Source organism: Sphingomonas sp. P2_B6 (assembly GCF_056404755.1).
In genome coordinates, this window is the sequence record NZ_JBFUDK010000015.1 from 70,635 (window position 1) to 84,813 (window position 14,179).

Annotated in this window: 15 protein-coding genes; 7 read left to right on the plus strand and 8 right to left on the minus strand. The window is 66.0% G+C overall.

Going from position 1 to position 14,179, the window contains the following annotated elements; genetic code table 11:
* Positions 1 to 76: 76 nt before the first annotated feature.
* The gene (locus tag AC1DX5_RS18945; RefSeq protein WP_478016738.1) at positions 77 to 2,920 is read right to left on the minus strand and encodes a TonB-dependent receptor domain-containing protein; all 2,844 of its coding nucleotides are present in this window, start codon (positions 2,918 to 2,920) and stop codon (positions 77 to 79) included.
* A 325-nt stretch (positions 2,921 to 3,245) separates the two neighbouring features.
* On the opposite strand from AC1DX5_RS18945, the gene AC1DX5_RS18950 reads away from it, so the two are divergent.
* Genes AC1DX5_RS18950 through AC1DX5_RS18960 form a run of 3 tightly spaced genes read left to right on the plus strand, consistent with a single transcriptional unit; the run spans position 3,246 to position 6,051 of the window.
* The gene (locus tag AC1DX5_RS18950; RefSeq protein ID WP_478016740.1) at positions 3,246 to 5,405 is read left to right on the plus strand and encodes a CHASE3 domain-containing protein; all 2,160 of its coding nucleotides are present in this window, start codon (positions 3,246 to 3,248) and stop codon (positions 5,403 to 5,405) included.
* Positions 5,402 to 5,767 (plus strand): response regulator, encoded by a 366-nt coding sequence (locus AC1DX5_RS18955; protein WP_465169532.1) that lies wholly within the window; start codon positions 5,402 to 5,404, stop codon positions 5,765 to 5,767. Before AC1DX5_RS18950 ends, AC1DX5_RS18955 begins: the two co-directional genes overlap by 4 nt.
* On the plus strand, positions 5,764 to 6,051 hold the full coding sequence (locus tag AC1DX5_RS18960) for an Hpt domain-containing protein (RefSeq protein WP_478016742.1): 288 nt from the start codon (positions 5,764 to 5,766) through the stop codon (positions 6,049 to 6,051). Before AC1DX5_RS18955 ends, AC1DX5_RS18960 begins: the two co-directional genes overlap by 4 nt.
* Position 6,052: 1 nt before the next feature.
* On the opposite strand, the gene AC1DX5_RS18965 is transcribed toward AC1DX5_RS18960, so the two are convergent.
* The 5 genes from AC1DX5_RS18965 to AC1DX5_RS18985 form a co-directional block, all read right to left on the minus strand.
* Positions 6,053 to 7,471, minus strand: a complete 1,419-nt coding sequence (locus tag AC1DX5_RS18965; protein WP_478016744.1) for a M20/M25/M40 family metallo-hydrolase — start codon at positions 7,469 to 7,471, stop codon at positions 6,053 to 6,055.
* Between the two features lie 79 nt (positions 7,472 to 7,550).
* Positions 7,551 to 8,468, minus strand: coding sequence for a class I SAM-dependent methyltransferase (locus AC1DX5_RS18970; RefSeq protein ID WP_478016746.1), 918 nt, complete (start codon positions 8,466 to 8,468; stop codon positions 7,551 to 7,553).
* 49 nt (positions 8,469 to 8,517) lie between these two features.
* Positions 8,518 to 8,658, minus strand: coding sequence for a hypothetical protein (locus tag AC1DX5_RS18975; protein WP_478016748.1), 141 nt, complete (start codon positions 8,656 to 8,658; stop codon positions 8,518 to 8,520).
* A gap of 14 nt (positions 8,659 to 8,672) precedes the next feature.
* Positions 8,673 to 8,894: a hypothetical protein gene (locus tag AC1DX5_RS18980; RefSeq protein ID WP_478016749.1), complete on the minus strand. Its 222-nt coding sequence runs from the start codon at positions 8,892 to 8,894 to the stop codon at positions 8,673 to 8,675.
* Between the two features lie 202 nt (positions 8,895 to 9,096).
* Positions 9,097 to 10,665 carry a vWA domain-containing protein gene (locus AC1DX5_RS18985; RefSeq protein ID WP_478016751.1) on the minus strand — a complete coding sequence of 523 codons (1,569 nt, stop codon included), beginning with the start codon at positions 10,663 to 10,665 and terminating at the stop codon, positions 9,097 to 9,099.
* Between the two features lie 209 nt (positions 10,666 to 10,874).
* Here AC1DX5_RS18985 and AC1DX5_RS18990 point away from each other — a divergent pair, with 209 nt between their 5' ends.
* Positions 10,875 to 11,207 carry an Mpo1-like protein gene (locus tag AC1DX5_RS18990; RefSeq protein WP_478016752.1) on the plus strand — a complete coding sequence of 111 codons (333 nt, stop codon included), beginning with the start codon at positions 10,875 to 10,877 and terminating at the stop codon, positions 11,205 to 11,207.
* Here the strand turns inward: AC1DX5_RS18990 and AC1DX5_RS18995 are convergent.
* Positions 11,202 to 11,594 (minus strand): type II toxin-antitoxin system VapC family toxin, encoded by a 393-nt coding sequence (locus tag AC1DX5_RS18995; protein WP_478016753.1) that lies wholly within the window; start codon positions 11,592 to 11,594, stop codon positions 11,202 to 11,204. The genes AC1DX5_RS18990 and AC1DX5_RS18995 overlap by 6 nt on opposite strands.
* The gene (locus tag AC1DX5_RS19000) at positions 11,591 to 11,863 is read right to left on the minus strand and encodes a type II toxin-antitoxin system VapB family antitoxin (protein WP_478016754.1); all 273 of its coding nucleotides are present in this window, start codon (positions 11,861 to 11,863) and stop codon (positions 11,591 to 11,593) included. The genes AC1DX5_RS18995 and AC1DX5_RS19000 overlap by 4 nt, the downstream gene beginning before the upstream one ends.
* Before the next feature lie 119 nt (positions 11,864 to 11,982).
* Here AC1DX5_RS19000 and AC1DX5_RS19005 point away from each other — a divergent pair, with 119 nt between their 5' ends.
* From AC1DX5_RS19005 to AC1DX5_RS19015, 3 genes are all read left to right on the plus strand, one after another.
* A complete protein-coding gene (locus AC1DX5_RS19005) occupies positions 11,983 to 12,975 on the plus strand; it encodes a cysteine synthase A (RefSeq protein WP_478016755.1) in 993 nt (330 codons plus the stop codon).
* 25 nt (positions 12,976 to 13,000) lie between these two features.
* Positions 13,001 to 13,330 (plus strand): hypothetical protein, encoded by a 330-nt coding sequence (locus AC1DX5_RS19010; protein WP_478016756.1) that lies wholly within the window; start codon positions 13,001 to 13,003, stop codon positions 13,328 to 13,330.
* Between the two features lie 337 nt (positions 13,331 to 13,667).
* A complete protein-coding gene (locus tag AC1DX5_RS19015) occupies positions 13,668 to 14,168 on the plus strand; it encodes a division/cell wall cluster transcriptional repressor MraZ (protein WP_478016758.1) in 501 nt (166 codons plus the stop codon).
* Positions 14,169 to 14,179 lie beyond the last annotated feature (11 nt).

Genomic DNA, 14,179 nt, shown 5'->3' on the forward strand with positions numbered 1-14,179 from the left:
GGCGCCGAGTGAACCCGATAGGGAAAAGCCGGGCGCGGTTTCCCGCGCCCGGCCTCCCGTACCGCAACCCTGCCGCTCAGAGCCCGAACGAAATCCGCGCATAGCCAAACTGCCCCGGCACATCATAGGTGGTCGGGTCGAAGTTCGCGCTGTCGCAGGTGAAGCAGGCCGGGGGATCCCGGTCGAACACATTGTTCACCCCGAGCGTCAGGCGCACGCGGTGGTCCATCCAGGCGGGCGAGACATAGAGCTGCACGTCGCCATAGAGCACGCGGCCCATGGTGTGCACGCCGTCGCGTTCCGCGACCTTGCTGATATAGCGGCCAGTGAAGGACGCGCCGAACATCGGGCCTGACCAGTCGATCGTCGCGTTGGCCTTGAAGCGGGGATAGGCCTGGTCGGGGCTGCCGCGCTCCGTGCCGGCGAATTCGAGCGTCGGGGCGCCGAGATCGGCGGGCGGCAGGACATTGTATTTCAGCAGCCAGGCGGCGTTGACCGACAGGCCCGCGGTGCCCCCCGCGATGTCGCGCGAGCGGAAGTTGAACGAGGCGTCGACGCCGTCGGTCTCGATCGCGTTGAGGTTGAGCAGCCGGGCATTGATGCTCGCCACCGCGCCGCTGCCGGTGCGGCGGACCGCCGCGCAGCTGATCGGATCCGCATTGAACGCGCAGCGCGTGAGCGTGAGCGTGGCGGGGACCGAGTCGATCGCGTTCTTCAGGCTGATCTTGTACCAGTTGACCTCGAGGCTGAGCGCGCTCGAGAAGCCGCGCGCCCAGCTCGGGCTGTACACGCCGCCCGCCGTCCAGGTCTTCGCCGTTTCCGGCTTCAGCGCGGTGTTGCCCTGGGAGAAGACCCCGAGCTGTCCGCCGACCGGTTCCGCATAGCTGCCATTGGCGGGGACGCCGTTGGCGATGCAGTTGGCGCGGACGGTCGCGTTGGTCTGGAAGAAGCCGCCCGCCGCGCTGGTGCAGGGATCGTCGATCGTCGCGTCGAAGCGCGAGGGACCGGCATAGAGCTCACCGATGCTCGGGGCGCGCAGGCTCTCGGCATAGCCGCCACGCAGCAGCAGGTCAGTCACCGGCTTCCACAGGCCGGACGCGGTGTAGGTCGTGTTGCTGCCGAAGGACGAATAATTGGAATGGCGGACGGCACCGTCGAGTTCCAGCTTTTCGAAGAAGGGCGTGCCGCTGAGCAGGGGCACGCGGATTTCGCCGTAGAATTCGTCGACGTTGAAACCGCCGCGGGCCGGGCTGGTCGGCACGTCGGCACCGAGGCCGGCGACGATCAGCGGATCGGGATCGTAGCTCGCCTGCTGATCGCGGTGCTCGTAACCGATCGCGACGCCGACCGGGCCGGCGGGCAGATCGAACAGGTCGCCCGACAGGTTGGCAGTGAAATCGGCGAGGCGCTGGTTGCTCTTGTCGCGTTCGTCGAAGGTCACATAGTTGAGCATCGGCTGCGTGATCGAGCCGACGCCGCCGAAGATGTTGAAGGGCACGCACTCGCCGGTGCAGGCCGAGACCGGGCCGAGCGCGCGGGCGAGCTTCGCCGCGTTGAGGTTACCGGTGAACAGCTGGTGCGCGTCGTTGTTGCCGTAGACGCCGTTCACGTCCCAGTACCAGCGGTGATCGCCGATGTGGAAGGAGCCGTCGAAGGTGACGGTGGCCGACATGGTGTCGACATTCTGGGTGAAGGTGCGCTGCCCGCCCTCGACGAAGCGGCGGCGGATGGTGGAATAGTTGGCCGGGGTGCCGTCCGCGCCCGACGAGAGCGTGACGCCGAACGGGTTGTACGGGTTGGTCGCGTCGACCGAGATGGTGTCGAGCAGGTTGCCGTTGCCGGCGTCAGGCCCGAGGAACAGCGGGAGGAACGCCGCCTGGGTGGTCGAATGACGATGGTTGTAGACCAGCTTCACCCGCATGTTGATGTTGTCGGTCAGTTCCTGCTTGAAGTTGAAGAAGGCGCCGTAGCGTTCCGACGGGGTGAGCAGGTAATTATAGGGTGCGAAGTTGAAGCTGTCGGTCGCCGAAACATAGTTGCGGAAATCGGCCGGGTAGCTCGGGCGGCCGACGACCGGCGCGCGCAGGGTGAGGCTCTGACCGAGCACGTCGAAGCGCCCATTGGGGATCGCGCTGGAGCAGCCGCCCGCGGCGCAGCTGGTGGCGCCGGGAGTGGGGAATTGCGAGATCGCGCGGTCGCGGGTGCTGACCGCTTCCTGCTTGGCATAGCTGCCGCCGAACACGACCGAGGTGCCGGTGTTCGGGGACTGGATGCCGTAGCTTGCCTCGAGATTCCAGGTGTGGCCGTCGCCTGCGCGGTAGGTGCCGAATTGCGCGGACGCCTTGAGCCCGACTTGCGCCTGTTTGGTGATGATGTTGACGACGCCGGCGACTGCGTCCGACCCGTAGAGCGGGGAAGCGCCGGATTGCAGCACCTCGACGCGCTCGATCATGTTGGTGGGCAGCTCGTTGAGGTCGACCGAGGCGGGGATACCGCCCGCCGCCGAGCCGTTGACGAAGCGCAGCCCGTCGACCAGCACGAGCGTCCGCTTGGCGGCGAGATAGCGCAGGTCGATCTCGGCCGAGCCCGAGCTGACGCCGGTGCCGTCGGGCGGGCCGCCGATATTGCCGGCATTGTTGACCTTGGTGTTAAGGCCGCCCGCGGCGCTGGGCAGGCGTTGCAGCACGTCGCCGATGGAGGTGAGGCCGGTGCGCGCGATGGCGTTCTCGTCGACGGTGACGACGGGCTTGTCCTGGTCGAGCGGGCTGCGCCGGATGCGCGAGCCGGTGACGACGATGTCGTCGCTGCCGGCGGCGGTGTCGGCCGGCGTCTCCTGGGCCTGGGCCGGTATGGCCGACAGCCCCGCGATGAGCGCCAGCGACGCTATACCAATGAGTTTCCCCGATTTAAATGTGCGCATGATATCATCTCCTGAACCACGCCCCCCGCGACATCCCCCCTTTTTTTCTGCCCTGTCACAAAGGTGAAACGGTGCGGGGGACGCTGGCAAGCGGAGATGCGCGCGCGTACGGTTTCGTTGCTCGTTTGTTGCCGGAGCGTGCTTTGCGGGAGACACATCGAACGCGTTTCGGTTGATTTTTCAGGGCGCTCGTCCGGCGGCGGCGGGACCGCGTACCCATAGTGAGCGCATGGATGGTGCCAAAAGGTCCGAAATGGCATAAAGGCGCCGCCCGCGCGGTCTCACCGAGTCTGCGACGCGCCCGTGTCCGAGGAGCCTGCCCCCAATGCCGTCGACTGCGAGACGCAGTTCCCAGCTCGCCCGATGGGTGGTGGGCGTGGCGATCATCGGCATTCCGCTGATCCTGCTGATCCTGACGGTGACGATCGACCGGGGGTTCGGCGACGACGCCGAGCTCCGGCGCGAAGTCATCCGGTCGTACGAGACGCGGGCCGATCTGCAGCGTGTCCTGTTGCTCCATCAGGATATCGAGACGGGGCAGCGCGGCTTCGTGATCACCTCGAACCACCGCTTCCTAGGCCCCTATTTCACCGCCATCACCCGGGTGGACGCGGACCTCGCGCGGCTCTCGGAGGATCTGCGGTCCGACCCCGAGGAGCAGGCCGACCTCGCGGCGCTGCGCACGGCCTCGGCCGGGGTGCGCGACTTCGCCGCCCGCACGATCGCGCTGACGCGCGCCGGCGCGCGCGACGATGCGCAGCGGCTGGTGGCGGGCGGCGAGGGCAAGCAGCGGATGGACCGGCTGCGCGAACTGGTCGCGAAGCTTTCCAGCGCCGAACGGATCGACCTGAATCAGCTGACCCAGGAAGCCGAGCTAGCACGGATCGACCTGCGGCGCCGGAGCACCGCGCTCGAGGTGCTGATGCTGCTGACGCTGGGCGCGGCGGCCTATCTGATCGCACGCGGCAGCGCCTCGCGGCAGCGCGCGCTGCTGCGGCACGCCGACCTCTCTGCCCGTCTCGAGGCGATCTTCCACTGCGCGAAGGACGGCATGATCGTGCTCAACCCGAGCGGCAGCATGGAGAGCGTCAATCCCGCCGCGGCGAAGATGTTCGGCTATACCGCCGAGGCATTGTTGCGCCGCGACGTGGCGGTGCTGTACGATGTGGCGCCCGACCGGGGGCAGGTCGAAACCTTCCTGCGTCGGCTGGAATCGCGGCACCGCGAGTCCTCGGGCGAAGTGCAGGAGTTCGTCGGGCGCCGCGTCGACGGCACGGCCTTTCCCATCGAAGTGTCGATCAGCCCGGTCCATCTCGCCTCCAAGACGCTGTTTCTCGCGGTGACGCGCGACATCACCGAGCGGCGCCAGATCGACCAGATGAAGAGCGAATTCGTCGCGACGGTGAGCCACGAGCTGCGCACGCCGCTCACCTCGATCGCGGGTTCGCTCGGCCTGATCACCGGCGGCGTGGCGGGCGAGATCCCGCCCAAGGCGCTGCGCCTGGTGCAGATCGCCCAGGCCAATTCGGCGCGACTGGTGCGGCTGATCAACGACATCCTCGACGTCGAGAAGATCGAGGCAGGGCGGATGGAGTTCGACATCCGGCCGGTCAGGCTCGACGCCGTGCTGGCGAGCGCGGTCCAGGGCAATGCCGGGTTCGCCGCGGAATATGGCGTGACGATCGAGCTGGCGCCGGTCCCGGCCGGGGCGGCGGTGCTCGCCGACGAGGACCGGCTGATGCAGATATTGACCAACCTGCTGTCCAACGCAGTCAAATTCTCGCCGCGCGGCGCCATCGTGGGGGTGTCGGTGACGCCGCTCGACCGCCGTTTCCGGATCAGCGTGTCGGACAGGGGCGGCGGCATTCCCGAGGCGTTCCACGGGCGCATCTTCTCGAAATTCGCCCAGGCCGACAGTTCGGACACGCGGCAGAAGAGCGGCACCGGGCTGGGCCTGAGCATCGTGCGCGAGATCGCCACGCGGCTCGGCGGGTCGGTGAGCTTCGACAGCGTGACGGGGGAGGGCGCGGTCTTCCATGTCGACCTGCCGGCCGCGATGGAAGTCGAGACGCGGCAGAAGGCGGCGCCGGCGGCAGTGCCCAGGGGTCGGACCGGGCTGCCGCGCATCCTGCATGTCGACGACGATCCGGACATGCTGAGCGTGCTGTCGAGCGTGTTCGAGGATCGCGCGGTGATCCATTCAACACCGACGCTCAAGCAGGCGCGCGCAGCAGTGCGCGAGACCGCGTTCGACGCGGCGATCCTCGATATCGGGATGGAGGACGGGAGCGGGCTCGACCTGGTGCCCGAGCTGCGCCAGCGCCGTCCCGACATGCCGATCCTGGTGTTCACCGCGCAGGAAGTCGAACCGCATCAGTTGAACGGTGTCGACCTGGCGCTGGTCAAGTCGCGCGCGACGCTCGACCGACTGGTCGCCGAGGCGATGCGGATGGTCGAAGGGCGCCCCCAGGAGGAAGTCGAATGACGCGGATCCTCTATGTCGATGACGAAGCCGACATCCGCGAGGTCGCGCAAATGGCGATCGAGCTGGACCCCATGTTCGAGGTGCGATGCTGCGCGTCGGGGCCCGAGGCGATCGACCAGGCGACGGAATGGGTCCCGGACCTGATCCTGCTCGACGTGATGATGCCGGGCATGGACGGGCCGACCGTGTTCGCGCGACTGAAGGAGCAGGCCGGGACGGCGGCGATCCCCGTGGTGTTCATCACCGCGCGGACTCAGACCCGGGAAGTCTCGAGCTTCCTCAAGCTCGGCGCGCGCGGCGTGATCGCCAAGCCGTTCGATCCGATGACGCTGGCCGATCAGGTCAGCGCGTTCCTCGCTTGACCGAGTTCGACGCGCGCATGGCCGCGCTGCGCGGGCGCTTCCACGCGCGCGCGCTGGAAGAAGCCGATACCATCACCGGCCAGCTTTCCGCCGGTGCGTGGGGTCCCTTGCGCGACCTGAGCCACGGCCTGTCGGGACGGGCCGGCATGTTCGGTTTTCACGCGATCGGCGACGCCGCCCGGGCGGTCGAACAGGCGATCGACGCCGGCGCTGCGCCGGAGGCTGTACGGGCGTTGGGAGAAACGCTGGTCGCGCTTCTGCGGGAGCCGTCGCAGGCGTCCTGATTCACGGCCGCGTTGCATAGGCCTTGACGAGGTCGAACAGGAAATCCCGTCCGACATAGACGGCGCGCACTTCGCGCCGCTCGTTCAGGCCGTGCGTGCCGTTGCCCTCCACATCGCCCCAGCCGACCGGGACGCCATAGGTCGGGATACCGATCGGGGCGATATAGGTCGCGTCGGTCGCGCCCGTCATCATCACCGGGATGAGCGACACGCCGGGGAAATAGCGCGCGACGAGCTTTTCCGCGGGTGCCATGATCTTCGGATCGAGCGGAGGTGGGACGGCGACGGGGCGGAGGCGGCCGACCAGGGTAACCTTGGCCTTGGAATCGCCAATCGCTGCGATCAGTGCGGCGCGGGTGGAGTCGGCGTCTTCGCCGGGCACGATGCGGCAATTTACCGTCGCCCTGGCCCGTTGCGGCAGGGCGTTGGCGGCATGGCCCGCGTCGAGCATCGTCGCCACGCAGGTGGTGCGCAGCATCGAATTGTAGCTGCGGTCGGCCGACACCAGCGCCTCCGCCGCGCGATCGGCGGGATTGGTCGCGAGCGCCACCATGGCGCGACCGACATCGTCGTTCCGCGCGGCGCCCTCCTTCGCAAAATAGGCGCGGGTCGTGTCGTTGAAGCGGATCGGGAATTTCCAGGCGCGAACCTTCGCGATCGCATCGGCGAGTTCGTAGATGGCGTTGTCGTCGACCGGGGTCGAACTGTGGCCGCCGGGGTTGGTCGTTTCCACTTCGAAATTCCGGTTGGACTTCTCGCCGATCTGGATCGATTGCGAGACGACCTTGCCGTGCCCGTCAGCGCGGCCGCCGCCGCCTTCGTTGAGTGCGAATTCGGCGGCGATGAGATCGGGACGGTTCTCCGCGAGCCATTGCGCGCCGTTCATGCGAGCGCCGGATTCCTCGCCGCAGGTCAGCGCGAGCTTGATCGTGCGCTTCGGCCTGTAGCCCTGTTGCTTGAGGCGGATCAGCGTATCGACCCAGATGGCGACCATCGCCTTCATGTCGGACGTGCCGCGGCCGTAGAAATAGCCGTCCTCCTCGATCAGGCTATAGGGATCGCGCGTCCAGTCCTCGCGGCGGGCGTTGACCACATCGAGATGGCCGAGCAGCAGCATCGGTTTGGCGCCGGCGGAGGTGCCGGGAAGCTGCGCGACGAGGCCGCCATCGAGCGGAAACCCGTCGACCTTGAACAAGGTGAGCTGATCGTCCGCATAGCCGGCGGCCTTCAGGCGTGTCGCCATCTTCTCCGCGGCGGCGGTGCAGCTGCCGGTGGAGACGGAGGTGTCGGTCTCGACGAGCTCCTTGTAGAGGGCGCGGAAGGCAAGCTGGTCCGGCCGCGGGGCGATCGCCTGGGCTGAGGCTGCCTGGGAGAGGAGCAGTACGAGGGCCGTTGCGGCTGCTGTGGCGAGCGGTTTCATATGGTGTCCCCCGGTGCGTCAAGGCGAGGCTAGGGGGCCGGTTCGGGCAGTGTCAAACGCTTCTGCGAGGCGGGCGCCTCTATCCCGATGCTCCGCCTACCAGCAGGATATGCGCCGCGCGATCGATGAAAATGGGATCGCCGGCGCAGAAATGTTCGAGACGGGCAAGGCTTGCCTCGAGCGCGGGATTCTCGGTTTCCGGGTTCCAGGCGCTCTCGGGGCGGAAACGGCTGTGGAAGACGTCGATCCCGGCCAGCTCGCGGATCGCGCAATGCGGCGCGAACAGGGCGCGGAACTCGTGCGCGCTGAACAGATGAAGGCCGAATTCGAGATGGCGGCCATCGACCATGTCGATTTCCAGCCGGTCGTGCGCATGGTCCTGGTGGAAATGTCGCACCTTCTCCATGCCCGAGATGAAGATCGACGGCAGGCTGCCGGCCGAGCGTACCGTGGCGATCAGGACACCATCGGTCACCTGGGCGAGCGCGCGGGTGACTGCAGGGAGTTGAGCGGGGACGACATGGTTGAGCACGCCGTAGAGGCAGAGCGCGAGGTCGCAGGCGTGGCGCCCTTCCCGTTCGAGCGTCTCGAGGATGTCGCCGACGGCAAAGGTCAGGCCGATGCGGGGATCGGTGACCGCCATGGCGGCCTGGCGGGCGAGAGCGATCATCGCGGGCGAGAGGTCGATGCCATGCCCCTCGATCGCGGTGAAGCCGAGCGCGCGAGCGCGGGCGACCGTGCGCAGCAACCAGGTGCCGGGGCCACAGCCGAAATCGAGGATGCGGATGGCGTGGCGGCCCTGGGCGCGCAGCTCGATCAGCGCCTTGTCGATGCGTTGCCACAATTCGCGGTCGGCAAAGCCGTAGCGGCCGGAGAAATGGCCGTCGCCATCGGCATAGTCGCGATAGTCGATGCCGGCGGCGTCGTAGGCGAGGGCGATTTCCGCGCCGGCCGGGAGAGGGTAAGTGTCGTCGAAAGCGATATGGCGGGTTGCCATGGGTTGCTCCTGGAAAGGGGTATTCAGCTATCGGAGTTGCGGAACGGCCTCAGCGATAAGGGTCCCTGAATCCGAGGGTGATGTCGGGGTGCGATTTCCGCGCTGCGCCGAGGCGGCAGGCCAGGGCAGGGCCGATCAGCGCGAGGCAGATCAGCCCGATCACCAGCAAGCCCGTGAGATCTGGGGTCATCGTCTTCCTCCATGTCAGGCCGCGAGGGTTGAGATGAGCGGAGCGTTCACCAGTTCGACCGTCGCGCCGGGGAAGGCGTGGCGTTCGAGGCGGGCGAAATGCAGGGCGGCGTCGCGCGAGATGAACACGCCCTCGATCAGGCCGTGATTCTCCTGGACCATCCAGCGGCCGAGGCGATCCTGTCCGACCTGAAGAATATGGGGTACCGCACCGGCTTCGGCGGGACTGGTGTGCATCGGGATGCTCCTGCGCCGGCAATGGGGCCGCCGGCACGGCACGGCGCGCTGTCGCGTCGTGGTGCTCAGATAGGCGCAGGGAGCATTAAGCTTCGATGGCGCGCTGAAGGCTTTGCATAAGGAATGCGTAAAGAACGGCCGGGGGTTGGACATGTCCCCGGCCGCTCCCTGCTGTGGTGATCGCGTCGCTTTCCGGACCTCCCTAGCCGATCCAGTTGCGGCGCGATTCCACAGGCACTTGCCCCGCCTCGGCGAGTTCAGTGAGCTTGACGAATTCCTGGCGCCAATGGCCGTCCGGGTTGCCGGCGAGGCGACGGATATCGGCATAGGCGATGTCGCCCAGCCGCGTGTCGCCGCGCAGCTTCTGTCCGAAGGCGGCGACGGCAGTGGCGAAGGCCATGTCGCCCTGGGGCAGGGCGCGGGTGGCGAGTTGCGTAGCATCGACCGGGCGTTCGATCAGGCGCGACGTGTCGCCGTTCGGCAATTTGTAGCGCAGGCGGACAAACGCCATTTCACCGTCCTGCTTGCCGGTCGTGGTCGCGCGGCGGTTGTCGGTGTAGCGTCGGTCGGACAGCCAGCCTTTGGTGCCGGCGGGCACGACCTCGTAGATCGCGGTGACCTGATGGCCGGCGCCGATATCGCCCGCGTCCACCTTGTCGTTATCGAAATCCTGCTCGGCCAGCGCGCGGTTCTCGTAACCGATCAGGCGGTATTGGCTGACGTAGGCGGGGTTGAACTCAACCTGGACCTTCACGTCCTTGGCAATGGTGAAGAGCGTGGAGGACAGCTCCTCGGACAGGACTTTCTTCGCCTCCATCGCACTGTCGATATAGGCATAATTGCCGTTGCCGAGGTCGGCGATCGATTCCATCAGCGAGTCGTTGAAATTGCCCTGGCCGAAGCCGAGCGTGGTAAGGGTAATCCCGTCGTCGCGCTCCTGCTCGATCAGCTTTTCCAGCTCGGTCTGGTCAGTAATGCCGACGTTGAAGTCGCCGTCGGTCGCGACGAGGATGCGGTTGACCCCGTCCTTGATGAAATTGTCGCGGGCGATGGCATAAGCGAGTTGCAGACCTTCGCCGCCCGCGGTGGAGCCGCCCGCGCTGAGATCGTCGAGCGCTGCCTTGATCTCGGACGGATTACTGGTGGAATCGAGCACGACGCCAGCCGCACCGGCATAGACGACGATGGCGACCTTATCCTCGCGGCCGAGATTGTCGGCCAGGGTGGAGAGGGCGGATTTGACCAGAGGCAGTTTGTCGGGCTCGTCCATGGACCCAGAGACATCGACCAGGAATACGAGGTTCGCGGCCGGGCGGCGGGCATAGGACAGGTCGTAGCCGCGCAGGCCGATGCGCAGGATCTTCGTGTCCGGGTTCCAGGGCGCTTGCGCGACGTCGGTGGTGACGCTGAACGGCGCTTCGCGGTCGGCGGGCAGGGGATAGTCGTAGCGGAAATAGTTGATCATCTCCTCGGTGCGGACGGCATCGACCGGCGGCTTCTGGCCCTGGGTGAGGAAGCGGCGGACATTGGCATAGGCGCCGGTGTCGACATCGACCGCGAAGGTCGAGACGGGGGCATCGGCCACCATGTGGACCGGCGAGATGGCGTTGGGTTTGTACTTCTCGCCGCTGGCATCGGGGGCGACCAGTTCGTCCGCTACGGCGCCGCCCGTTTCGTAATTGGGGGTCGAATAGCCGTTGCTGCCGGACCTTTCACAGCCTGCCAGCATCGCTGCCAACGCCACGCCGCACAGAATCGCTTTGGACTTCATGACATGCTCCCTAACTCGGCGCGCCTTATTTGAGCCACATTATGGCCATGTTTGTGTCACGGCTTTTTGAGGCTGGCAAGCGTTTTCCTATCTCATCAGGGGAATTTCAATTTTCGGCGGAAAAGCTGGGTTCTTGGGTGGGTGGGCGCCTAAACGACGGCGCGAAATTTCGCCTCGACACTTGTGATGGTCGTGCTAGCATCCCGCTCATGGCAAATCAGATCGCTACCTATGCCGCATTCTGGCCTTATTATCTGCGCGAGCATGCCAGGCCGGATACGCGCCGGTTGCATTATGCAGGGACGGCGCTGACCTTCGTCTTCCTCGCGGTCGCGCTGGTAAAGGGCGGCTGGTGGTGGGCCCTGGTGCCGATCGCCGGCTACGGCTTTGCCTGGGCGGCGCATTTCGGCGTGGAGAAGAACCGGCCCGCGACCTTCACCTATCCGCTCTGGTCGCTGTTCAGCGATTACCGGATGTTCTTCCTGTGGCTGAGCGGGCGGCTGGGCCCGCATCTGCGCGCGGCGGGCGTCGCCCGATCATAGGGCGGAGACGATATCCGTCCGGGTGAAGTCGTTACCTTTGAAGAGGAGCGGTTCGCCGGTCGCCTTGGCGAGTGCGTAGGCGAAGCAATCGCCGAAATTGAGGTCGGCCGCATGCCGTGTACCTCGGCCATATTGCCGATAGCCGTCATTCGCTATTGCGGCGATTTCCCGCGTGACAGCCTCGATCTGGATGTCGAAGCGAGACAGCAAGACATCGGCCGCCTCGCCGATCCGCGCATCGCCCCCGCGTGTCGCGACCACCGTCAGTTCCAGCCAGGAGCCGGCGGACATCCGCACGCTCGTTGCCGTGGCTATGGCCTCCAGAAACGATCTCGCCTCGGGCTCGTCTCGCAGGATGGCAATGACCGCCGAGGTATCGACGATCACTTGAACGAGCCATCCTCATTATACAGCAGGTCGCCATGCGTGAGCGACAATTCCTGAGCGTGAAACTCCGGTTTCCAATGCTCCCGCAAGCCGCGAACGACCGCCATCATCTCCTCGACATTTGCCCGGGGCCGCGGCGCCGCCGTGCGAGCACGCCGTTCCTGAAGCGCGATGCGTACCGCCTGGGTAACGCTCTCGCCCATCTCGGCGGCGAGTTCGCGGGCCAGGCGAACCGTCTCTTCGTCCTTGATGTTGAGCTGCACACCCATGTTTCTACCTCCGGGATCAAAAATTCTACCATGGGGATGATGGAGCGACAATGGCGAACTTGGCGGGCCGATGATTCAGCTTGCTTGCCCGCCACGCGATCGCGCGCCATCTAGGCGCCATGCACACCGCCCCCAACACGCTCGCCCTGATCGGCAATACCCCGCTCGTCCGCCTGACCGGACCGAGCGAGGCTACCGGCTGCGACATCTACGGCAAATGCGAATTCGCGAATCCGGGCGCCTCGGTGAAGGATCGCGCCGCCCTGTTCATCGTCGAGGATGCCGAGGCGAAGGGGCAGATCCGGCCCGGCGGAACGATCGTCGAGGGTACCGCGGGCAATACCGGCATCGGCCTTGCGCTGGTCGCCAATGCCAAGGGATACCGGACGATCATCGTGATGCCGGAGACTCAGAGCCGGGAGAAGATGGACACGCTACGCGCGCTCGGCGCCGAGCTGGTGCTGGTGCCGGCCGCGCCTTATTCTAACCCTGGTCACTTCGTGCATACCTCGCGGCGAATCGCCGAGGAGACGGCCAATGCGATCTGGGCCAATCAGTTCGACAACATCGCCAATCGCCGCGCGCATATCGTGGGCACGGCGGAAGAGATCTGGACCCAGATGGAGGGGCGGGTCGATGGCTTCACCTGTTCGGTCGGTACCGGCGGTACGCTGGCCGGCGTCGGACTGGGGCTGAAGGCGAAGGACGAGAATGTCTGCATCGCGCTGAGCGATCCGTATGGCGCGGCGCTCTACGAATATTATGCCTGTGGCGAACTGAAGTCGGAAGGGAGTTCAGTCGCGGAAGGGATCGGGCAGGGGCGGATCACCGCCAATCTGGAAGGCGCGCCGATCGACACGCAATTCCGCATCTCCGACGAGGAGGGCATGGAATGGGTGACCCGGCTGCTCGACGAGGAGGGGCTTTGCCTCGGGCTGTCGTCGGGCATCAACGTCGCAGGCGCGGTGCGGCTGGCCCGGGAACTGGGCCCAGGCAAAAGGATCGCGACGATCCTGTGCGACACCGGGTTCCGCTATCTCTCGACCCTGTATAATCGCGCCTGGCTCGAGTCGAAGGGCCTGACGGTTCCGGAGCGGCTGAAACGCGACTAGTCCAGCCATCGACAAGACTATCTTCATGCGTTACATTTATGCCACACGTATGAAAATCATTGCTCAAGATCCTGCGCAGACGTCGCAACGGGTGAAGGTCGGGATGATCGGCCTTGCGGCCGTCCTGCTTCTCATCGGGCTGGCGGCCGCGATCTTCTCCACCGCCAGCAAGGAACGGCCGCTGATCGTGGTCGGCGGCGCACGTCCCGATGTCGTCGCCAACATGGCGGCGGGCAACCAGGCGCCACCGGCAGAGGGCACCACCAGCGAGCCGCTCGCGGAGCTCGGTGTAGCGCCGAGCACCGCGACCGACCTGAACGTCGCGCAGCTTTCCAACAACGCGAAGCCGAGATGACCTCCCGCCCCGGAACCGAGTGCGTCGGCCGGGAAAGTCGGGGAGATCATGGCAAAACTCCCGGGCATTCCGGGGAAAACGCCCCCAAAACCCAGCGAGCTGTGGAACACACCGGGAACATGTTGAAATGACAGTAATTAATTCCCCGGGGAATCGAAGATATTAGGGCCGCCGCCCCGGTTTTCCCCTGATTTCCCCTTGAATCCCCGAGAGCCCCGAGTTAACCCTGTGCCGACAGGGGTAAACTCATCTCGCCTGCGCGGCGTCGCGCTGGAGGGCGGCGAAAGCCGTCTTTCGAAGACGGGAGAGTCATGCCTGCTGGAGTTCGGGGTACGGCGTGGCGCAAAGGGCAGAATATCAGGGAGACGGACTTGGCCTTGTCGACGACAAGGGCCGTGTCGCCATCCCCGCTTCGCTCAGGGCCATTCTCGCCCAGAACAGCCCGCGTCCCGACGGCAAGGACGGCGGCACCGTCATCATCGGCGTCCATCAGAAGCACCCCTGCCTGATCGCCTATGACCCCGCCTATGTGCCGATCCTGAAGGCTAAGCTCGACGCACGCGAGGAAGCCTATACTGCCGATGACGGCGAGTATGACTACAACATCAAGCGCCGCGCGGCGCAGGGCGAGGCGACGCCGTTCGACGGCAGCGGTCGTTTCATCATGCCGGGCTTCCCACGCTTTCACGCCAAGATCGGAACCAACGCCTTTTTCTACGGCGTGTTCGATTATTTCGAGATCTGGGACCCCAAGACCCTGATCGAGGCCGAGGGCGTGGCCGAGATGGTCAAGTCATGTGCCCGCTATCACTGCCAGCTCAAGGGAATCGCGTTGTGAGCGCCCCGGAG